The sequence below is a fragment of the Streptomyces sp. NBC_01433 genome, assembly GCF_026340105.1.
Classification (GTDB): domain Bacteria; phylum Actinomycetota; class Actinomycetes; order Streptomycetales; family Streptomycetaceae; genus Streptomyces.
The window spans coordinates 1,103,007-1,123,996 of the sequence record NZ_JAPEPM010000002.1 but is presented as its reverse complement, the minus strand read 5'-3'; the positions used below and the strand labels follow the sequence as shown (position 1 = coordinate 1,123,996).

Sequence of the window (20,990 nt, the reverse complement as noted above, 5' to 3'; positions counted from 1 at the left end):
TCGCTTTGTGAGGCTACTGCTCGGCGCTGGGGCCGTACTGGGCTCCGTCGTTGGTGCGTGGTCGTCCGCACCACGGTGCACGAACGCAAGGTCTGTACAGCAGAGGCGGGGATGCCTCACTGTGCGGCATCCCCGCCTGTGGGAGGTCAGTTGTAGGAGCGCAGGAGCTTGGTCGTAGCGAATGACCAGGCCCCGGGGTTCGAGGTCCAACCGATGAGGCCGCCGTTGAACATGGCGTCAGCCTTCGCGGTCCAGGTGATCATTTGTACGGAGTTGTCCGCCCGGTGGTTCATGACGGCCAAGTCGTCGCGGCCGTCACCGTTGTAGTCACCGGTCACCATCTGCATGCGTGCCACGTCGTAGGTCTTGGCCCCGTCGAGCGTCACCTTGGCCGAGCCGAACTTGTTCTTGCCGTCGACCTTCTCGAACAACATCGTCGAGGTACGGTCGGCACCGTCGTCGTAGCTGTACCAGACCAGCATGTCATCGTGGCCGTCACCATCGAAGTCACCCGCCTGCGGGGTGGCATTCTCCCAGCGCCACGCCGTGCTCTCCCACCAGGGAAGACCCGGAGCGGCGAACCCCCCGTTGGGCAGGGTACCGAACACATAAGCCTTGACCCCCTGCGTGCCCTGCTTGTAGAACACGCCCAGTTCCTCGCGGCCGTCGCCGTTGAAGTCGCCGGTGACGAACTTTGTGCTGGAACGCGCCCAGGAACCCGCGGGCGCCGTCCAGGACTCGAAGGGGGTGTTGAAGGTGCCGTTCGGCTTGGACGTGAACGTGAACAGCTTGGTGGCACCGGTCTTGGCGTTGGCGGACCACACGGCCATGTCGTCCCGGCCGTCGCCGTTGAAATCACCGGCCTGCGGCGTCATGTACGAGATATGGAACTCACCGCCCGGCAGAGCCGCCCACGCATGCGTCGGCTCGGAGAAACCACCATTGGCCTGGCCCAAGGCTACGTACGCCGTCACACTCGCGTCGCTGTTGCCGTGCAGAGTGGCGATATCACCCCGGCCGTCCCCGTTGAAGTCGCCGGTGACGGACTTCATCGCCGACTCGTTCCACTTGTCCGTCGACGACGTGTAGGACTTCAGCGGAGCACCCAGGACACCTTCCTCCGTGGTGGCATCCTTCGGCTTCGCCAAGAACGTGTACGTCGCATCGGACACCGCGTTCGGGAACGCGTACCAGGCACCTACGTCACTGCGTCCGTCACCGTTGTAGTCATGCCGGACCGCCGTACCGCTGGACCACAGCGACTCCTGCTGCGCGTTGTAGATCACGAGGTTACCGCGGTCGGTCAGTACGGCAGAGCCGTTGGCAGCGGCGGTCTTGGACTCCCACAAGGTGGCGGTGTCGGCGGCGTTGCGAACGATGAGGTTGCCACCAGCATCGAACCTCGCGGTGGCACCCGCATTACCCCCAGTACGCGTCGACCAAAGGGACTTGCCCGCATTGGACACGATGACGAGGTCGCCGTCGCTCTGCATGGTCAGTACGCCAGAGGCGGAGACGAGGCTGTCTCCAGAGAGGAGCTGCTGACCGGGGCTCAGACGCGAGCCGATCTTAATGCTGTCGGCGCGCACGGCAACGGCGTTCGTCCGAGTCTCGGTCTCGCCGAAGCAGCCGCCCTGCAACGACCGGCTGGCTATAGCGACGAGTTCAGGCTCGCCGTTGTTGTCACGCAAAATCGGAGCGCCGGCGTCACCCTTGCAGATGGCGTCGTCGGCGGTCTTGCCAACGACGTTCACCTCTGTAGCGGTGACGGCATCGACTGCGAGATCAGCGGTGTGAAGCTTGTTGGGCACCCACTCGGTCTTGGTCCGGCCGTAGCCGGCGGCGATGAGTGTGTCGCCGGGAGCGGCAGCAGTGGTGGCGATCGCGACGGGCACGACCCCGACGGCAGGTGTGGCCAGACGGGCCAGGGCCATGTCTCGGCCGGGCAGCGGAACGAGCTTGACTATCTCACTGGTGTGCCCGCCTGCGGCAGATAGGTCTGTGCGGCCGACGATGACGGTCGTCTTCACGGCAGGCTTGCCCACCGTGAGTTGGCTGGTCCCACCCGTGAAGCAACTGGCGGCCGTGAGGACCCACTGGGCGTCCACCAGCGATCCGGTGCATTCTTGCCCGGTCCCCCTGTCACCAATGGTGATCTTCGAGGTGAAGGTGTAGGTCCCACCGGGAACTGCGGCGCCGACAACACTCTGCGCCGGACCGCTAAACGCGAGAGCGCCAGCAACTGCTGCTACGAACACACGCCGACGGTCTGCACTCTTCGGTAAGGTCTAAGTTTCACAAGGATTCCTTGGTCGCTCTTCACGGGTGTTCGCTTTGAACTTGAATTCGCAGCGTTTTCAGAATTAGCAGGGCCTCGCACAATATTTATTCAGTGCGGCAGAGCTTCCCGAATGAGCCCTTCAGGCGTCTACGCAGAGGGCACCTGTTCGTCCTCTGCAACGACATGGCGTGGCAACTCCTGCCGCTGGAACTGGGGTTCGACTCGGGTCAGACGTGCTGGCAGCGTCTGGGCCGGTGGCAGTAGGCAGGGGTCTTCGACCGGCAGCACCAGGTCCTGCTCTCGGAGTTGAACGCGGCCGGCGAACTCGACTGGTCACGGGCCTGCGTGGACGGCTCCCACATACGCGCGAAAAAAGGGGGGCGCCGACACCGGCCCGTCGCAGATCGACCGGCGCAAGACCGGCAGGAAGCACCACTTGATCTGCGACCGAAGGCACGACCATGATCGTGTTACGAGCTCTTACGGGATAGCTCCGCCCTTGCGGAAAAACCTCTACCTGAAGTAGGACGAGGGACGCCGACCGACAGTCGTCGACATCTTTCCCAAGAAATTAAAGGGCAGCATTTCGAAGTTCGCGAATTGCTAGGTTATTCCCCATTTCTGGATAGCGATCGACAACCACTTGGACGCCGGAACGAATGAAACGAGACACCACCCGAGTGTATTCTTCCACGCCGCAGGATGCGTTTACAGGCTCAGCCCAGGTTGGGGAAAAAACAAGGCGGTCACTCTTCAGGGAAATGTGGATCTCCGATGAATCCTCAGTGAAGCTTATCCCGCCCTTACCCGTTTCGCGAAGTTCCTCGACCGAATATGCGAGACAAAACATGAAATCAATGAGAGGGAGGCGATTCTGCGAGATAATTTCCGTATCGTCGACCGTGAGCGTAACAGGGTAGATGAAGTAGGTGTAGCGAAGGAGCAGCGTGGAGAGTTCGGCCCAGTTAATTTCGCCCCGCAGCGCAGCGCTCTCAAGTTCGGGGGGTGTATCCCTACCGAGTTCAGGGGTGAATTCGATGCTCAGCATGTAGTAACCTCGTCGCAAAGAGACGTTTTTCGGATGGAAAGGAGGTGCCGCCCGGAGTTGGAATCTCCTTCGGGCGGCACCCTATGGATCGACAATACTATACCGGATGCGCAGTAATGACGGACCCGTCATTGGCGTCGAGTATTACCTTGATCGTTGTTGATATATGGCCACCCCGGTTCGGGGCGACCTTGCCTATGGGATTCGACGGACCGAAATTGTGTGTGTATACAATTCCAGTGCGCCCCTGCGTATTGGCGGAAACGTTACCCTGCCCTACCGCTTCTTGAATTCTTTTCTTGAGGCGCTCGCCTTTGACGAATTTACCTTCGAATACTCCCTTGCCGTTCGGGTCCTCAAGCCACTCTTTTCCGCCGGTTCGGTGGGCACTCTGCACGTGGCCCCAGCCGTCGCTACCGTCAGCGCGCTTCCATTTGACGATCGGACGGTATGCCCTGGATCCAGTGATTGCACCCTTGACCGTGATGGCCCCCTTGGAGAGGCCTTTAATCTTGCCGAAGGGTGTGAAGGCTGCGAGCGCCCAGGCGCAATCTGAATTCACGCCGGAGTCATTCCAGCAGTTCTTGACGTCGACTACTCCGGAGATCTCAGCAAGAAGCTCCATTCTGGCACGATCGCCTTGCCGCATATGGTAAGCAGCCAGATAGCCTTCGCCAGGATCCCCGAAGATGGTGCAGATCCGAGTGCCGAGAGGGTCGGGCGTACCCGGAAGCCTAGGGCTGCCTGGGCTGATGGCGTCGGCGTAGGCGAGACACCGACGGGAGTCGCCAGGCTCGAGTGTCTGCTGTTTCCGCAACTGTTCGGCTATACGCCGCTTTTCAGCCTCTTCCTGGGCGCGGAGTACTGCTACGCGGTCCCAGGCTTCGTCAGCGGCTGCCTCTGCCTCTGCAGTGCTTTTCCCGGCTTCGATGGCATCGGCTCGTGCCTGGTCAGCGGAGTCCCTGGCTGAGTATGCCGAGTCCCGTGCGTAGTTGGCCGAGAATTCCGCTTGAGCTGCGGATTCTTCGGCTGCGTCAGCGTCGTCTTCAGCGCGCTCAGCGGCGTTGCGGGCGGTGGTGGCGGACTTGGCTGCCTGGTCGGCGCTGACTGCTGCCCTGTCGGCGGAAGCGTCGGCGTCTTGGGCATATTTGGTCGCGAGGCTGGCGCTCTTGTCCGCTTCGGCGGCGGCCAGGTCGGCTTCGGCGGACGACTGGTTGGCTTCTGCTGCGGCTTTTGCAGCGATCCACCGGTTCTTCCGGGCCTTGGCCGCGATGAGTGAGCCTTCGGCGACGAGGCGCTGGACCTGGGCGATGTGAGTGTCGGCGAGTTTGTCCTTGCGGTCGGCCATGTATCGGCCGACCTCGACGAAGCCGTGCACAAGGTCCGGTGCACTGCCCGCCAGGGCGATCTTGGCTGCGGCCTTCACTTCGGGGCCGCCGTCGTTGATCAGTTGACTGGCGGTGACGCGTTCGTCGGCGTTGCGGGCCTTGTGCTGGCCGCTGTTGATGAAGGTGAGCAGAGCATTGGCGCTGCCGTCCTTCAGTGCGGTTTCGGCGGCTTCCTTGACACCGGGTCCGCCGGTGGCGTGGATCTGGGAGACCGTCACCCGGTAGTCGGCGAGTCCTGCGTCGTAGCGGCCGGTGGTGTGGAAGGCCCGGATTTGTGCGTCAGTGCCTTTGAGGGCCTCGGCCGCCGCAGTGCGAACGTCCGGGTAAGGACTGGTCGTTGCCAGGTTTTGCACCTGCTGGTGGATCTCGTCGCGTTCGGCCTCCAATGCGCCGGTGCGCAGATACTCCAGCACGTCGGCGTCGGTACCGGAAAGGGCTGCAGCCGCAGCGTCCTGGTGCCATGCACCGAAGTGCTTCATGACCCGGAGAGCAACGGCACGCCCCTTGTCCGCCACGGTCGTGAGATCGGCATCAGGCTTGTTGGCCTCGACCATGAGGGCCTTGAGGTCCGCGTCGATGGTGCGGCCTTCGACGACGGTGCCGGCAAGCGCGGTCCCCAGCTCTCTGGTGACGCTCTCGTAGGTCCGTGCCCGCTCGATGCCAGCGGCGGTGCGGGTGTCGAGCTCCTCTTCCTCGGTCTCCCGCGCGATGGCGAAAGTTTCCTTGGCGGTGGCAACTGCCTTGTCGGCTGCTTCGGATGCCACCTTGGCGGCGTTGGCGTACTTGGTGGCGTCGGCCGCAGCGTCGGCGGCCTCGCCGGCGTGTGCTGCCGCCTCCTCGGCTGCGGCAGCGGCGTTGTCGGCGTGCTTGGCGGCGGAGTTGGCCGCATCCCGCGCACCCAGCGCAGCGGTGGCCGACCTGCGGGCCAGGGACTCGGCCTTGGTGGCGGCCTGATTGGCCGCGTTGGCGTGCCGGCGAGTCTCCGCGGCTGCGGCCTTGGCCTCGGCGGATGATGCGCCCGCAGCGGCGGCGTGGCCGGCGGCTTCGTCGGCTGCGTCCGCGGCGAGGTTGGCGTTGGCGCCCGCGCTGCGGGAGGCGGCGGCCGCGTTGGCCGCGGCCAGGGAAGCCTCTCCCGCCCGCTGGGCGGCCACGCCGGACTCGCGGGCCAGGTTGGCGGCATCACGGGCAGCCTTGGCCTGGGTTGCCGCGTTCGCTGCCTGGTTCTTGTCTTTGCCGGCTGCGATCGCGGCGTTGTAGGCACGGTTCGCGGCGTCGGCCGCGGCGGCAGCCGCGTTGGCGGTCTGCGCGGCGGCCATCGCTGCGATCCGCGCCGACTGGTTGGCGGAATTCGCCGCCTTGATGGCTGTCTGTGCGGCGTCGGCGGCGGCGCGCGCGGCGTCGGCGGCTTGCTTGGCCTTGACCGCGGCACGTTTGGAGTCGTTCTTGGCAGCCTCGGCTTCTCTGGCTGCCTTCTCGGCGGCCTGCTTGGCCAGGGCGGCCGCCGCGTCGGCCTTCTCTGAGGCTTCCTTCGCGGACTTCGTGGCGTCCTCGGCCTGCTTGCCCGCCTGCTTGGCCTGCTCGGTCAGCTGGGCGATGGTGGCGTGTTCCTGGTCGCGGTTGCGCGCCACGAACTGGCCTACATAGAGGAACTCGATGATGTCGTCGTAGGTCCCCCCCAGTGCCAACTTGCCCGCGGCTTTCACGTTCGCGCCGCCAGCGCCGATGATCTTGGAGACCTGGACTCGGTCGTCGGACTCACGTGCGGTGTACTGGCCCGAGGCCAGGAACTTCTCCACATCCTCCGGAGTGCCCTGGAGGGCTGTCCCTCCGGCCTCTTTGACGCCTGTCCCGCCGAGGTTGATCAGGCGCGAAACCTGCACGCGCTGGTCCTGCAGGTCGGGGTCGACCCAGCCACCAGTCAGGAACGCACGCACGTCCTCCGGGGTACCTTGCAGCGCCGTCTTGGCCGCGTCGCGCACACCGGCACCGCCGGCGTTGAGGACTCGGCTGACATCGACACGGTCGTCGGCAACCTCAATTTCGTCTTTACCGGTAAGAAAGGTTTGAATATCCGCATCGGTGCCCAGGAGAGCCTGTTCGGCGGCTTCCTTGATCCCGGCCCCGCCGGTCTTCCAGTACGCCAGCACGAGCGCCCGGTCCACAGTCGGATCCGGGTCGGCCGCGAAGGCCGGTGCTGTCCCTATCAGTCCCGTGAGCAGAGCGGCGGAGAGCAGAGTGGCGATTGCGCCACGGGAGCCGCCTCCACGCGCTTGGCGGCGTTGTCGAGAGGGGCGTCCCCACATTCTTGCGAGTGAGCGTTCCCGTATCTTCACTTGGTTTCCTTCGTGCCGGGTTCTCATGCGGCAGCTCGACGCCACGTGGGCGGGTGCGGCTTTGCGCGTCTCAGGAGAAGGGCAGGTAGAGGTTAGTAGGTGGTCAGCTCGATGAATCGCGGCATTGACAACGTCTTCTGTGGGGGTCCGTGCAGGAGAACTTGCCTCTGGCTTGCATGCAGCCGAGGCATCACAGAGCATCAGGCGAGCGTGTGTATGCCTAGTTGAGTGATGGTCACAGGATTCTTACATATGATTTACTTTCCGCATTCGGGAGGAGGAGCTTCGCTCCGTTCCCCGTCACTTGAGGAGGAACATTGGCGATCATGCGCCCTCGACGGCCACTTCTGATCGGTGCGGCAGCGGCAGCGGCAGCGGCTGCGCTGCTCGGTACCGCAGTGCCCACCATGGCTCAGGGCGCCCCGCAGGCTCCTTCGGCTCCGGCTACGACGACCGAGATGCCGTCTGCGGTTGAGGACTTCATCCACCCGGGAGCTGACCAGATCTTCCAGGAACGCAAGATCACCCTCAAGCGCGGCGACGGCCACATCATGCTCGTCTCCTGCACGGCGGCGTGGAACATCAAGATCGAGTCTCGGCTGGACAATAGCGGGTACTGCTTCCAGGCCAGCGCCAAGAGCGGCTACCTCGCCCTCGAACTGCCCGACGCCTACGGCGTGTGGACCGAAGAACATCCTGTTAAGGCCACTCTCAACGCTGGGGGTGACGAGGCCGTCGTCAACGTGCCGGCCAACCACTACCAGCCCGTCGGCGAGTCCGGTGACTCCGGACTGCGCTCGGTCCTCGTCGAACTCCGCGTCACCGGCTGACCGACCGCCACCGCCGGCGCCTCATCCGATCTTGACCCCGCTCAGCGACGGCAACCCGGGACCGCTGCGCGTACCCCATCTCGGAACCCCTGGGGGTTCTACGTGTCTACGCTCGCCCCCGTAGCTCTGGAGAGCAGCGTGCTGACGGCGACCATCACGTCCGGAGCGCTTACCGGGGCTCCGGACCGCGCTCCACCGTGCCTGGCCGTTACTGACCTTGAAGTCGTCTTGTCGTAGGGGCTGACGGTTAGTGATCGTCGCGGTATGCCGGAGGTATGAGGTACCCGCAGGGTGGGGGTCTGACCGCGGAGAGGCAAGCGTTCCGCGACCGGGTCCGGATGGGCCGCGTCGTCAGCAGACAGCGCAGGAAGGTGCGCGGTGATGCGGCCTGCGAGCTCCGTCCACTCCGGCGGCGGGCCCTTGCGGCGGCTCACGGGCCCTCCGGACGCCGAACGTGCACCCGTCTGGCCGGAGAGGCCACGCCCGGCCGGTCGACTTCGTCGGGCGCAGTCGGCTTCGCAACCTGAACTTGCCTGGAATCCAAGCGCACCATCAGGGCGCTTTCGCACCCTGTGATCCAGCAACGCGCGCAGTGGTCCCAGGCCGGCCGGTCACCCCGCGCGTCCCGGACCTTTGCCGTGCACAGCGGCACTGCCTTAACGCAACGCCAACCTCGTCGGCCTTGCGCGACAAGCTCTTCGCAGTCTCTTCGATCAACCTGTCAAGGAAACATGTGAATACCCAACCTCCCCGCCGTGTGCGGGGCATAGTTGCTCTCGTCGCCACAGCGGCGGGCGCCCTCGCCCTCTCATCTCCCGCCCAAGCCGTGGTCGGTGATGCGGTCGCGGACGGCACGTATGCCTTCACCGCGAAGCTCGACATCGGTGAGGGCGACGCCAAGCGTGCCTGCACCGGTTCGCTGGTCGACGCCCAGTGGATCCTGACCGCGAGCAGTTGCTTCGCGGCCGCAGGGCAGCCCTCGTTCCCGCTGCCCGCCGGGGCTCCGGCGCTGAAGACCACGGCGACGATCGGGCGCACGGACCTGACCGGGACCGGCGGGAAGGTCGTCGAGGTGACCGAGCTGGTCTCCCGCACCGACCGCGATCTGGTGATGGCCAAGCTGGCTCAGCCGGTCACGGACATCGCCCCGCTACTGCTCGCGGACTCCGCCCCGGTGGCAGGCGAGAGCCTGCGGGCGCTTGGCTACGGCCGTACCGCGACGTCCTGGGTACCGAACCGGCTGCACGCCGGCACGTTCGCCGTGAGCGCGACTGGTGCGACGACGGTGGCCGTCACCCGTGACGGCGGCGCGATCTGCAAGGGCGACGCGGGCGGTCCCGCCCTGCGTGAGCAGGACGGCAAGGTCATGCTCGCCGCCGTCCACAGCGCCTCCTGGCAGGCCGGCTGCTTCGGTTCCAGGGAAACCCGCAACGGTGCGGTGGAGACCCGTACCGACGACCTCGTCGATTGGGTCACCCAGGTCCGCGGGCTGCCCGGCGAGTCGCAGGTCGCCTCCGGCGACTTCAACGGCGACGGCAAAGAGGACATCGCCGCGTTCTACGACAACGGCCCCTCCACGGCGGGCAGTAACAGGTCCTCGCTCTTCGCCTTCTACAGCAACGGCACCGGCTTCGCCGAGCCCAAGAGGGTCTGGAGCACCCCGGGCGGCTTCACCTGGAGCAAGAGCCAGCTGACCGCCGGCGACTTCACCGGCGACGGCAAGGACGACCTCGCGGTCCTCTACGACTCCGGCTCCTCGGACACCGGCGCCGTTACCTCGCTATACACCTTCACCAGCACCGGCGCCAGCTTCAGCTCACCCAAACAGACCTGGACCACCCCTGGTGGCTTCACCTGGAGCAAGAGCAAGGTCACCTCGGGCGACTACAACGGGGACGGCAAGGACGACGTCGCCGTCTTTTACGACTCCGGCTCCTCCGACACGGGCCAGGTTTCCTCCCTCTACACGTTCAACAGCACCGGGACCGGCTTCGCCAACCCGCGCAAGACCTGGACCACCCCTGGCGGCTTCACTTGGTCGGCCGGCCAGGTGACCTCCGGCGACTACGACAAGGACGGCAAGGACGACATCGCCGTCCTCTACAACGGCGGCAAGTCGGACGACGGGAAGTTCGCCTCGTCGCTCTACACCTTCAGCAGCAACGGAACGGCCTTCGACAACCCGCGCAAGACCTGGACCAGCAGCGGCTCCTTCAACTGGAACGCCTCCAAGCTGACTTCCGGCGACTACAGCGGCGACGGCCGGGACGACATCGCCGTCCTCTACAACCGCGGCGCCACGGAGGCGGGCGTGCACCAGTCCGCGCTCTTCACCTTCGCGAGCACCGGCACGGACTTCGCCGCACCCCGCGAGGTGTGGGCCAGCACCGGATCCTTCTCCTGGGCCGCGAGCCAGCCCGTGTCCGGTGACTTCAACAACGACGGCAAGGCCGACGTCGGCGTCCTCTACCGGTCCGGGACCTCCGTCGACGGTCGCCGCATCGACTCTCTGTTCTCGTTCACGAGCACCGGAACCGGTGTCAAGGCCCCGGTCAGGAACTGGACCGGCAGCGTCGTCTGACCCCCTGCCCCCAGGCCCGACTGCTCTACTCAGATCGGGACGCAGTCGGCTGAAAGCGGCTCGTGTCGTGTCTCGTAATCACATGGGACACGACACGCGACGTTATCAAATTTCGAAATGGTGGCCCCCCATTTCCTTTTTGGTGGCCCCGCAATGGGGCTACCGGCCTCCGGGCCCGGCATGACTTCCCCCCTTGTTAACCATGATCCGGGGGTTGGTATCACCGGGCCCGGAGGCACTGAGCCTTTTCCAACCTGATGGTGGTGTCCGCGCGTTGGACGGTCCTGCACAACGACGAATCTGCTGGTAGACGGGTTCTCGATCATGACCACCCTTGTCTGCCAGGAGTTGCGTGTGCTTGTTTACCCATCCTCGATTGATCTGTCCGGCCGCACCTGGCGGTTCCTGACCGGACGACTGGCGGCCAGACGGCAGGACATCGGGACGCGGTGGCGACGCCTTCCCGCCTCGCGACAAGCACTACTCGCCCTGGCCCACCTGCGGTGCGGTGACACCTATGCCCAACTGGCCGCCGGGTTCGGCATCGGGATCGCGACTGTCTACCGCTACATACGTGAAGCCGTCCAGGCCCTGGCCGGCATCGCCCCTTCCCTGGCCGAGGCGATGCGGACTATCCGGCAGAAGGCGTTCGTCATCCTGGACGGCACCGTGCTGCCGATCGACCGGATCGCCTCCGACACCACCTACTACTCCGGTACTCCGGGAAACACAAACGCCACGGCATGAACGTCCAGGTCCTCACCGATCCGTTCGGACGGCTGCTCTGGGCCTCGCCGGCTCTGCCCGGCTCGACCCACGACCTGACCGCCGCGCGACACCACGGGATCCTCGCAGCCCTTACTGAAGCAGGACTCCGGTGCTGGGCGGACAAGGCGTATCAAGGCGCCGACGGACCCGTCCGCGTACCGTTTAGGGGGCGGCACCTCAAGCGGTGGAAGCATCGCCACAACACCACCCACGTCAAGATCCGCTGTCTCGGCGAGCAAGCCATGGCCACCCTCAAGAACTGGCGCCTCCTACGCAAGCTCCGCTGCAGCACCAACCGAATCACCGATATCGTGAAGGCCGTACTCGTCCTCCACCACGCGTCAACATGAGGTTGGACATCGCTCAATACGTCAGCCACTCCGTGTCGGGGATCAAGTCCTCGATCCATTCCTGGCCTCGCATAGCCCACTGAGGAGCAAGGAACACTGGGCGACAGCGGGCGTGGTCACCGTTCTGCTGGCAACGCAGGACCAATCCCAAACTGAGGAGATACGGCTCCCCGCGGGGCCCGAAGCGCAGGCCGTCCACGTACTCGGGCAGGTTCGGATCCTCAAGTGTCGACGCGGTCTCCTCAAGCCAGGGTTCGAGCTCCGAGGGCAGTCGACCAACCAGAGGAGTGCCGTCGATGCTTACCTGCGGCCCCCGGCAGGCGTCGGCAGCTACTGCAGCCAGCATCCCAGTCTCCGGGTCGTAGTAGGTATCGATGCCAACCCCGTAGAAGGGGTACCAACGCGCGTACTTCTCGACATCCCATGCATCAATCGGCTCGCCCAGAGCGGCTGAGACTTCCTCCCTGCTCTGACCGAACCGCATGGGCCCCACGGACTTCAATGGATCCCATGTCCATTCAGGACGCTCCCCGTCCCAGAGGAACCTCTTCGCGAACCAGACCAACGAACCCACCCCCGTAGAAACATGCGTGCAGGAAGCATTCTTGCAAGGCGTGTTGCGGGCTGCACCATGCGCCTGACTGCGTGACCACGAGCCCCGGGCGACTGTGGTGGCCTTGCCCGGCCAAGGGGCGCGAGATGTCCGGCAACAGCCCGGGTCGCGCTCACTCCTGGTGGCATCGCATCACGACCATGGTCCAGGCAGCCCTCCTCCTCCACCACGCCTCAGCGTGAGGTTGGCAAAGGCTCACTGCACCCGGAGGAGGCCCGGTTGCTGCGCGTGCGAGACGTGGAACTCGCGCACGATGGCACCGGTTGGCTCGTGGTCCACTCTCTGACGCAAGAGCGCAGCGAGAAGGGTTCGGACCACGCGGGCACCGTACGGCGTGTTCCTGTCTGCCGCGAGTTGGCGGCGATCCTGAAGGAGGAGACCCTTCGGCGCGATCTCCGCCCTGACGGCACGATATTTGTCCTCGACAACGGACGGCCGCTGACCGCCGAGGTCTACCGGAAGGTTTGGCAGCAGGCGCGGGCAGCGGTTCTGTCGGCGCATGAACTCGACTCGCCGCTCGGTAGGCACGTATCGGCTCTCCGTGACGCGCGCATCGCGGCGTGGCTGAAGAACGGTGACCAGACGGCGGGCCACATTCTTGCAGTGGCCGAATGCGCTGGAATGAGCGCTCCTCGCCTCGCCGATCGCTTCGCGAACTGCCTTCGCAAGCCGACACGGGACGAAATCCCTTGGGACCGACTCGAAGCCGCCTTGGCCCTTCCTGACCTGCCGAGTCAGCGGACTTCGACCGCACGGCGTCCGTAGCGGCACACCGGGTCGCGGCTTGTCCGCGATTCTTCCCTGCCTCACGACAGGCAACGGCTGGGCGGAACAACGGTTTCCGCCCAGCCGGGCTCGCCTCTCCCGTCCCTCACAGAGAACCCCAGATGCCTGCACGACCCTTGCCTGCCCCCACTGCTTCCGCCACGGCGGTACGCACAGCCTTCCTGACGGTGAAGGACGCCGCCGATTACCTCGGCCTCTCACCCCACACCCTCTACGTCTGGCGCCATCGCCGTCAGGGACCGCCGAGCTTCCGCACGGGCCCCCGCGGTCGCGTCATGTACCGGGTGGAAGCCCTGAACGCCTGGGTCCGTGAACAGGAGCAGGCCGACTCCCGCTCTAATCCCGCCCTCAATCCGCTCAGCATCCAACCTCAAGAGCGTCCCGCCCGCTTTACCGGTGCCTGACACGGCCTCCTGAGCCGCAGAACGCCGCCGTCGCCCCACTACAAAGGAGTTCAAACTGGCCGGCTACATAGAAGACCGATGGCTGAAGAAGCGCCCCAACCCGAAAACCGCCAAACGCGACCGCACCGCCATGTACGGCAAGTGCACCCGCTACCGCGTCAAGGGCATCCCCGGCGTCAAGGACCGTTCCTTCGACGCCCTCCAGGACGCCAAGACCTGGCTCGCCCAGGCCCAGACCGACGCACGCCGAGGCGAGTTCGTCGATCCCCGCGATGGGGCCATCTCCCTCAAGGACTACGTAGCTACCCGTTGGTGGCCTACGCAGAGCGGCGACCCCTCTACGATCGAGCGGATCGAACAGAGGGTACGGCGGCACATCATTCCCCACCTCGGAGCCCAACCGCTCAACGCCCTCGGCCCGGAAGTCCTGCGTCACTCCCGGGGTTCACGCTGCGGAAGTACTCCCACTTCCTGCCCCGCGCGGGCGCACGGGGTGCCGCTGCCATCGACGCGATCTTCGCGGAGCCGTAGCCGCTCGGCAGAGCCTGCGGAGTGTGGCCCTTAGTACTCCAGTGTGACTTCGCGATCTCGTAGAGACCCTGGTCGGGAACGGGTGCGGTCACCGCGTGACCATCGGGGTGTGTGGACTCCTTTCGCCTGACCACGCCAGCAGGGTGATCACAGGACGAGCATGAGCTTGCCGCCGGGGCGGCGGGATTGGCTGAGCTTGGCCGCTTCCTGGATCTGGTCGAGGGTGTAGGTGCGGGCGACTGGTACGACCAGGATGCCTTCGCCGGCGAGCCTGGCGAACTCATTCATCTGGTCGTAGCGGATCTCGGTAGTGATCCGGACGCCCAGTTCGGCTGCGGCGGCGAAGTCCGAGACGGTGAGGACGCGGTCGGGATCCCCGGTCAGCTCGATCAAGGTCGGTAGCGAGCCGCCGGCCGGACTGGGCTGGTCGGCGCGGTCGATCCGGCCCCCGGTCGGCGTGGTGTCCAGGGCGCGGTCCACGGGGCCTGGGGTCAGTGCGCTGACGCGTTCGGTCATGCCCTCGCCGTAGGCGGTCACCTGGGCGCCGATCTCTTCCAGGGCGGCGGCCCGAGTCGGCCCGGCTGTGGCGATCACCCGAATACCCCGGTGCAGCGCGAAGCGCACCGCCGCCTCACCCACGGTGGTGCCTGCGCCGTGGACGAGCAGCAGCTCGCCCGGCTGAACGCCGAGGTCGTCGAGCGCGCGCCACGCCGTCTCGGCCGCCATCGGCAGCGCGGCGGCCTGCTCGGCGGTTACGCCTTCGGGAATGCGTGCCCAGGCCGGCATCAGCGCGTACTCGGCGGCGCCGGCCGTCGGGCCGTCGAAGGCGGCAGGGCCGAACACCCGGTCGCCGATCCGGACGCCGGTGACGCCTTCGCCGAGCGCGTCGACGGTGCCGGCGACCTCGAGGCCGAGCCCGCGCGGCAGCGGCGGCAGATGGTCGGCGAGGAGACCGTCGACGACGTGCCAGTCGGCCGGTGTCAGGCCGCACGCCCGCACGGCGATCCGGATCTGACCGGGTCCCGGCTCCGGCTGTGGGACGTCGCGGAGCACGATCACGTCCGGGGAACCGAACCGGTCGAACTGAAGAGCCTTCATGGCGATCTCCTCGCTGATGACAGCATCTGTTGTCATCGACCGTACCAGTTGATAACAGCTCCTGTTGTCGTACTCTGGTGGGTATGCCGCGATGGGAATCCGATGCACAGGGCCGGCTCGAACGAGCGGCGCTCGAGCTGTTCGAGACGCAGGGGTTCGAGCGCACCTCGGTCGCACAGATCGCAGGCGCCGCCGGGCTGAAGGAGCGCTCCTTCTATCGCTACTTCCCCGACAAGCGGGAAGTCCTCTTCGCCGGCAACGAACTCGAGGCGCACCTCGTCGCCCAGGCCGAGGCAGCCGACCCGGGCCTCACCCCGATCGAGGCGCTGCTGGCCGCGCTGGGAACCGCGGAGGAGATCTTCCGCCCACGCGAGTTCCTGCGGCGCCGGGGAAGAGTGATCGCCGCCAACCCGGCACTGGCCGAGCGCGATCTGATCAAGCTCGCCGCCATCGCCGACGCGCTGGTACCGGCGCTTGAGCGCCGCGGCGTCGAGCCCGGAAAAGCACGCTTCATCATCGACGTGGTACTGGCGATCCACCGGCGCGCCATGCCCCGCTGGCTGGCCGAGCCGGACACCACCCTCGCTCAGCTCATGGCTCAGGCCGCCGCCGAGCTGTGCGAAGTGGTTGCGCCACCAGCTCCAACGATCCGCTGAGTCGGCCGCAAACATGCCTCGCAGGTAAGCGTAGAACCGGCTGTCCGGGAAGCGGCCTTACCTCAGTGCGGCTTCCTGGTCCATCTGGTGGGTTCCTTGAGAGATCGTCGCCGGTAGTGACTGCGTCGAGCCGCTGACTGATGGTGTCGGCGCCAACTGGACCAGTGCAGCGGTGTGGCCGTGGTGATGGCCGGCGGAGTGAGGACTGCAGTGAGCAGGGCGGCGGATCTCCGGGACGGTCAGATGTATCGGCTCACGTTTTCGGGTGGGGTGATGCGGTTCTGTTGGCCGGTGGGGTGCCGCGCCGGCGACGGCGACGGCGGTGAGGAAGGCTAGGGCGAGCATGGCGAGGGTGATGTTTCGGTGCCATGAGGTCCAGTGCCTGACCTGGTAGTGGTCGAGCCCGACGTGGCTCTTGGCTGCCTGGAAGCACTCCTCGATGCTCCAGCGGGCACCGGCGACGCGGACCAGTTTTCGGCCAGGGTCACTTCGGTGGGTGACCAGCACCGGTAGAAGGCGAGTTCGCCGGTGGTCCGGTTGCGGCGGATCAGCAGATGGCGGTGGCTGCAGTGCCGATGTGGACCCAGGCCCAGTCATAGTAGCGCGGGCCCTTCGCACCGTTGCCAGCACTGTGCCGTTGCCAGGCCGTGGCAGGCAGACTGCCGGCGACGGTGTCCGCGCGAGCAGGGGCGCGACCCTGGTTGACCCGCATTCTCGTCGAGCAGGCGACGGCCAAAACGTAGCCGACTTCGCGTGTCTCCAGGGCAAGCCGTAGATGAGGGTCCTGTCCGTAAGCTTCGTCGCCGGTCACCCAGGATGCGGTGATCCTGGCGTCCAGCGCCGTCTCAATCATCTCCCAGGCCAGGCGGGGCTTGGTCGCGAACTGCACGTCCTCGGGCATGTCGGCCTCGCGGCGGCGCTCGGGGTCGTTGGACCAGGAGTGTTCGGGCAGGTAGAGCCGACGGTCGATCAACGCCCGTCCCCGCTCGGTGGCGTAGGCGAGGAACACGCCGACCTGTGAGTTCTCGATGCGTCCCGCGGTGCCGGTGTACTGCCGTTGCACGCCCGCCGAGGCGTGGCCCTTCTTCACGAAGCCGGTCTCATCCACGATCAGCACCGCGCCGTCGGTGCCGAGGTGGTCGACGACATAGGCGCGTAGGTCGTCACGGACGGCATCGGCGTCCCAGCGGGCGTAACGCAGCAGGCGCTGCATCGGTCCGGGCCGGACATGGCCGACCTGTTCGGCCAACTGCCAGCAGTTCTTACGTTCGACGCCCGACAGCAGGCCCAGCAGATAGCCGCGGGCGGTCGCCCGCGGCTCCACCCGGCCGAAGCGGCCCGCAATCCGGGCCATGGCCTGGTCGAACATCATCCGCCAGCGGGCCGGATCTACGCCATGGCCCGCGGCCACCACACGATCTTCGTTTGTCCACACACCAACCGATGATCACGCGGTGGCCATACGCGTCCCCAGCCGGGTCCGCAACAAGATCACGAAGTCAGACTGGAGTACTAGACGGTGTGAGGCACGCTCGCGCAGCCCCCGGCGACGTGAGTGGAGCGACGCACGTCGCTGTCGGCGCCGGAATGGAGTCCACTGAGCTGGACTGCAGAGCCCGGCGAGGGTTTCGTGCCGCCCCAACCTCCACACTCAAGTGACTCGGACTCAGGCCCTGTCATCCGGCATCGACATGCCTTGCGAGCTACGCATCCGTGCCCACCGGTCGACTGGTTGGCCGCGTGTCAGGGCCCGACAGTTGAGCTCGCTCTGATAGCCACGCTAAGGGCGGTAGCTGCACTGCTGCGGACGATCACGCCTCCTGTGGAGGAGCGCCCTCGGCCGCCGCTCGCTCCTGCTCCGCCGCGTACACCATCTGCTCGAAGCTGGTCACCTGGAAGCCGCTGACCAGCGAACCGTTGAGCGCCCACTTGGGGTCGACTACTACACCCTGGCCCCGGGTCATGGCCAGCCGCACGAAGCGGTCGAACTGTGAGTCCGTCAGGAGCGCCGACACGGTGAACTCCGGGGGCTCAAGGCCGGCCCGCTCCCAATTCTTGAGGAAGGAGTCGAGAATCAACGGGTCGGTGAGCAGAGAGATCACGCCCTCGACGACCACCGGGTCTCCGGTCTTGACGTCCACGAGGTACGCCAGAGGGGCGTAGTAGTGCTGGCACTCGGAGAACGCCTCTCCGATGGCCCGGGTGAATGGCGCGGGCTCGGCTCATGCAAGCGATCGGGTCATGTCCTTGTTCCAGCAGGATTGAGTACGGACCCCACTCTGCCCTGCTCGCGGTGTAACAGAACGGATCCCCCTCCGTTTGCTTCTTCACCAGCATGTGGTTCATCTCCTGGGCGGTTTGCGCGGCCCTGTCGGCGGACATGCGCTTCACCTGGCCCCGTGCAGAGAGGTAGGTGTTCTCGCCATTCTCCAAGGTCATCCGGACGCACCAGCTGGCGCGGGAGAAGTCGTCGTATTCGGAACGCCAGGTGATGAGACCGCGCTTGAGCTGGGACTCCGTGAGACCGCCGAACAGCCACTGCCCTCCCTGAAGGGCTGACAGCCACCCGGCGTAGTCGAAGTTCTGCAGGCGATGATGGTCCCGGAAGAACGCCGCGTCGATCACGCCGAGTACGCGGTCGGTCGGCGTACAGCACGCTCGGTGGACCAGACCCAGGTCTTCTGCCTTCCCCTCCTCGTCGATCTCGACAAGCGGTGCTCCGTCCTCGGAGACCGGCTCGCCGCAGTGCCGGCAGGCATATTGGTCCTCGTGCACCGCTGCGAGGCCGGCGCAGTGGGCCGCGTGGGTCAGGGTCGTGCTCGACTGGTTGGGATCGTAAGGGAGGTTGGCGGCGAGTACCACCATCTTCTTGTCTTTGAAGTCGTCGGTGTGGGCTTCCATGTGGCGTCCACAGCCAGCCCAGGTGGCCCAGCGCCCGACCATGTCCCACTGCTCGATTCCCCCTATCTTCACCTGCCCCGACGAGAACGTGTGACGCTTCGCGCCCGTCTCGTCGAACCGCTTGACATCGGTGATGATGAAGTCGCACTCGTCATAGGGAGACTTGGCCAGGATTACGTCCCATCCGAAGGACAGGTCGGCCACGAGCTCGGCGGTGATTGGGCCGGGGGAGGCTGTTGGCAGAGCCGGAGACAGGGGGTTCAGGTACGTGCCGAAGCGGTCCTGCACAGCGCCTCTGTCGAGGGAATGCCGCTCGCGGGCATGTGTGATGGCCAGGGTGATCATCATGGACCAGAGATGGTTGGCGGGGGCCGAGACCATGCCGCTGAGCACGAGGAGGATTGCGGACTCCTGTGACCCGCCCTCGCCCAGGTCGAGCGCGCTGATGTGAATCATCGCCATGATCCGCTGTAGATCGAACGCGGAGATGTCTTTCTGCGTACGGTCGCGGTAGTGGAAGCTGATGATGTCCTCGGTCTTCGTCAGGACATCCCGCTCCTGCTCGGAAAGCGGCAGATCCTGGCCCCCAGCCGTGTTAAGTCGGGCGGCGTTGGTGACCTTCCGCAGTTGCTTGCGGATCCGCTCGGATGCCCCTAGTGTCCTGAGTCGCTAGTTCGTGTGCAGTATGCGGCGAGGGTGTCGAGGATGTCGTCGGCGGGTTTCGTCCAGACGAACGGCTTGGGGTTCTTGTTCCACTCATTGATCCAGCCGCGGATGTCCCGTTCGAGTTCGACGACGCTGCGGTGGGCCGAGCGGCGGAGTTTGCGGCAGGTCAGCTCGGCGAACCATCGCTCGACGAGGTTGAGCCAGGACGCGGAGGTGGGGGTGAAGTGCAGGTGGAAACGGGGGTGACGCAGCAGCCATTTCTTGACCGGCTCGGTCTTGTGGGTGGCGTAGTTGTCCAGGACGAGGTGGAGTTCGAGGTGCTTGGGGACGGCTGCGTCGATGACCTTCAGGAAGCGGAGGAACTCCTGGTGGCGGTGGCGGCGGTAGTGCTGGGCGATGACCGAGCCGGAGGCGATGTCCAGGGCGGCGAACAGGCTGGTCGTGCCGTGCCGGACGTAGTCGTGCGTCATCTTCGCCGGCGTGGTCGGCGCCATCGGCAGCACCGGCTGGGTCCGGTCCAGGGCTTGTATCTGCGACTTCTCGTCCACCGCCAGGACCAGGGCGTTCTCCGGCGGCGACAGGTAGATACCCACCACGTCACGAACCTTGGTCACGAACTGCGGGTCGGTCGACAGCTTCCAGGTCTCCACGATGTGCGGTTTGAGGCCGAACGCCCGCCAGATCCGCGAGACCGCCGACTGCGACATCCCCGCCGCCCCGGCCATCGAACGCGTCGACCAGTGCGAGTCACCCTTCGGCGGCGTCTGGCCGAGTGTCCTGGCGACCAGGGCCTCGACCTGCTCGTCCGTGATCCTGCGCGGGGCTCCCGAACGAGGGCGGTCCACCAGGCCCTCCAGGCGGTCCGCGACGAACCGGGACCGCCACTTGCGCACCGTCTCCCGCGAGACGCCCAGGTCATCCGCGACCTGCGCGTTCGGCAGGCCCTCCGCGCACGCCAGCACGATCCGCGACCGCAACACCAGTGCCTGAGAGGCGGTCTGCTTGCGCAACCAGCCCCGCAGCACCCTGCGTTCGTGATCGGACAACTCCAGCGGCAACGGCTTCGGACCTGGCACCGCCCCACCCTACAACCGCAAACAAACTAACGACTCAGGACACTAGCGACGTAGCGAGGACATAGGCGTCGCCGCGCCGGGAATCCGACACGTATTGCGCGACGAACTGCGCCAGGACGGAACCGAACTCCGACGCTGGGTCCGGGGACACGCTCAGTGTGTTCTTGGCCTGTACGAAGAGCCGTGTATTCGGGCCGATGACGACCAGGTCGTCGATCTCGTCGGCCGTTTCGAAGCGCAACTCCGTGATCTTGGTCGCTATGGTGGGTCCCAAGGAACCGAATTCGAGTCCGCAGAGCATGTGGGCTATGGCCAAAGCGGCGATTCGCTGCTGAAAGTCGACGCCCGAGTGAGTGGCCGCGCCCCCGCTGTTGCCCATGTGACCTCCCTGGTCGAGCATCGGAAAGTCTACGTTCATATCGCATTGTGCTGTTGAGGAACGGTCCCTGCACGCGGGCGGAAAGCTGGACTTTTCGGAAGAAGCGGGGCCTGAAACTCAGGGTCCTCGGCCTGCGCGGGGTGGATCAACTTTCACAGCGACACGGAGGCCGGCTGGATCGGGTCGTGACGGGGTTTCGGCCTGGGCGAACGGGCCGTCTTCCAGTGCGTCGCCCGGCACATCGCTGAACGACTTCACTCCGCCCTCGGCTACATCGCGTCGGAGGAGTACGAACATTTGA

Annotated in this window: 14 protein-coding genes and 3 pseudogenes; 7 read left to right on the top strand and 10 right to left on the bottom strand. The window is 65.8% G+C overall.

The window, feature by feature from the left end; all coding sequences use genetic code 11:
* Window positions 1–146 precede the first annotated feature (146 nt).
* Window positions 147–2,258: an FG-GAP-like repeat-containing protein gene (locus OG413_RS32520; protein WP_266811844.1), complete on the bottom strand. Its 2,112-nt coding sequence runs from the start codon at window positions 2,256–2,258 to the stop codon at window positions 147–149.
* A 245-nt stretch (window positions 2,259–2,503) separates the two neighbouring features.
* Here OG413_RS32520 and OG413_RS32515 point away from each other — a divergent pair.
* Window positions 2,504–2,729, top strand: a pseudogene (locus OG413_RS32515) (IS5/IS1182 family transposase); the annotation flags it as partial.
* Between the two features lie 123 nt (window positions 2,730–2,852).
* On the opposite strand, the gene OG413_RS32510 reads toward OG413_RS32515, so the two are convergent.
* Window positions 2,853–3,329 carry a hypothetical protein gene (locus tag OG413_RS32510; RefSeq protein ID WP_266811842.1) on the bottom strand — a complete coding sequence of 159 codons (477 nt, stop codon included), beginning with the start codon at window positions 3,327–3,329 and terminating at the stop codon, window positions 2,853–2,855.
* A 97-nt stretch (window positions 3,330–3,426) separates the two neighbouring features.
* A complete protein-coding gene (locus tag OG413_RS32505) occupies window positions 3,427–6,879 on the bottom strand; it encodes an ALF repeat-containing protein (protein WP_266811841.1) in 3,453 nt (1,150 codons plus the stop codon).
* 629 nt (window positions 6,880–7,508) lie between these two features.
* Between OG413_RS32505 and OG413_RS32500 the strand changes: the two genes are divergently transcribed.
* From OG413_RS32500 to OG413_RS32490, 3 genes and pseudogenes are all read left to right on the top strand, one after another.
* Complete coding sequence (locus OG413_RS32500) at window positions 7,509–7,880, top strand: hypothetical protein (protein WP_266811839.1); 372 nt, start codon at window positions 7,509–7,511, stop codon at window positions 7,878–7,880.
* Between the two features lie 733 nt (window positions 7,881–8,613).
* On the top strand, window positions 8,614–10,461 hold the full coding sequence (locus tag OG413_RS32495; RefSeq protein WP_266811838.1) for an FG-GAP-like repeat-containing protein: 1,848 nt from the start codon (window positions 8,614–8,616) through the stop codon (window positions 10,459–10,461).
* A 354-nt stretch (window positions 10,462–10,815) separates the two neighbouring features.
* A pseudogene (locus OG413_RS32490) lies at window positions 10,816–11,579 on the top strand (transposase family protein).
* A gap of 13 nt (window positions 11,580–11,592) precedes the next feature.
* On the opposite strand, the gene OG413_RS32485 reads toward OG413_RS32490, so the two are convergent.
* On the bottom strand, window positions 11,593–12,144 hold the full coding sequence (locus OG413_RS32485; RefSeq protein ID WP_266811836.1) for a hypothetical protein: 552 nt from the start codon (window positions 12,142–12,144) through the stop codon (window positions 11,593–11,595).
* 267 nt (window positions 12,145–12,411) lie between these two features.
* Here OG413_RS32485 and OG413_RS32480 point away from each other — a divergent pair, with 267 nt between their 5' ends.
* Both OG413_RS32480 and OG413_RS32475 read left to right on the top strand, forming a co-directional pair.
* On the top strand, window positions 12,412–12,957 hold the full coding sequence (locus OG413_RS32480) for a hypothetical protein (protein ID WP_266811834.1): 546 nt from the start codon (window positions 12,412–12,414) through the stop codon (window positions 12,955–12,957).
* Between the two features lie 122 nt (window positions 12,958–13,079).
* A complete protein-coding gene (locus OG413_RS32475; protein ID WP_266811833.1) occupies window positions 13,080–13,382 on the top strand; it encodes an AlpA family transcriptional regulator in 303 nt (100 codons plus the stop codon).
* Window positions 13,383–14,060: 678 nt separating this feature from the next.
* On the opposite strand, the gene OG413_RS32465 is transcribed toward OG413_RS32475, so the two are convergent.
* The gene (locus tag OG413_RS32465) at window positions 14,061–15,011 is read right to left on the bottom strand and encodes an NADP-dependent oxidoreductase (protein ID WP_266813213.1); all 951 of its coding nucleotides are present in this window, start codon (window positions 15,009–15,011) and stop codon (window positions 14,061–14,063) included.
* An 83-nt stretch (window positions 15,012–15,094) separates the two neighbouring features.
* On the opposite strand from OG413_RS32465, the gene OG413_RS32460 reads away from it, so the two are divergent.
* Complete coding sequence (locus OG413_RS32460) at window positions 15,095–15,667, top strand: TetR/AcrR family transcriptional regulator (protein WP_266811832.1); 573 nt, start codon at window positions 15,095–15,097, stop codon at window positions 15,665–15,667.
* Window positions 15,668–15,729: 62 nt separating this feature from the next.
* Here OG413_RS32460 and OG413_RS32455 read toward each other — a convergent pair.
* From OG413_RS32455 to OG413_RS32435, 5 genes and pseudogenes are all read right to left on the bottom strand, one after another.
* Window positions 15,730–17,021 (bottom strand): annotated as a pseudogene (locus OG413_RS32455) (IS701 family transposase).
* 457 nt (window positions 17,022–17,478) lie between these two features.
* Window positions 17,479–17,682: a hypothetical protein gene (locus OG413_RS32450; RefSeq protein ID WP_266811831.1), complete on the bottom strand. Its 204-nt coding sequence runs from the start codon at window positions 17,680–17,682 to the stop codon at window positions 17,479–17,481.
* Between the two features lie 16 nt (window positions 17,683–17,698).
* Window positions 17,699–19,030: a hypothetical protein gene (locus OG413_RS32445; RefSeq protein WP_266811829.1), complete on the bottom strand. Its 1,332-nt coding sequence runs from the start codon at window positions 19,028–19,030 to the stop codon at window positions 17,699–17,701.
* A gap of 191 nt (window positions 19,031–19,221) precedes the next feature.
* Window positions 19,222–20,310: an IS630 family transposase gene (locus OG413_RS32440; protein ID WP_266803243.1), complete on the bottom strand. Its 1,089-nt coding sequence runs from the start codon at window positions 20,308–20,310 to the stop codon at window positions 19,222–19,224.
* A gap of 34 nt (window positions 20,311–20,344) precedes the next feature.
* Window positions 20,345–20,728 carry a hypothetical protein gene (locus OG413_RS32435; protein ID WP_266811828.1) on the bottom strand — a complete coding sequence of 128 codons (384 nt, stop codon included), beginning with the start codon at window positions 20,726–20,728 and terminating at the stop codon, window positions 20,345–20,347.
* Window positions 20,729–20,990: the final 262 nt, after the last annotated feature.

Excerpts from the sequence above, each read along its gene's own strand:
- OG413_RS32475 (WP_266811833.1), top strand. The coding sequence starts at position 13,080 with ATGCCTGCACGACCCTTGCCTGCCCCCACTGCTTCCGCCACGGCGGTA.
- OG413_RS32435 (WP_266811828.1), bottom strand. The coding sequence starts at position 20,728 with ATGAACGTAGACTTTCCGATGCTCGACCAGGGAGGTCACATGGGCAAC.
- OG413_RS32465 (WP_266813213.1), bottom strand. The coding sequence starts at position 15,011 with ATGAAGGCTCTTCAGTTCGACCGGTTCGGTTCCCCGGACGTGATCGTG.
- OG413_RS32460 (WP_266811832.1), top strand. The coding sequence starts at position 15,095 with ATGCCGCGATGGGAATCCGATGCACAGGGCCGGCTCGAACGAGCGGCG.
- OG413_RS32445 (WP_266811829.1), bottom strand. The coding sequence starts at position 19,030 with ATGGCGATGATTCACATCAGCGCGCTCGACCTGGGCGAGGGCGGGTCA.
- OG413_RS32500 (WP_266811839.1), top strand. The coding sequence starts at position 7,509 with ATGCCGTCTGCGGTTGAGGACTTCATCCACCCGGGAGCTGACCAGATC.
- OG413_RS32510 (WP_266811842.1), bottom strand. The coding sequence starts at position 3,329 with ATGCTGAGCATCGAATTCACCCCTGAACTCGGTAGGGATACACCCCCC.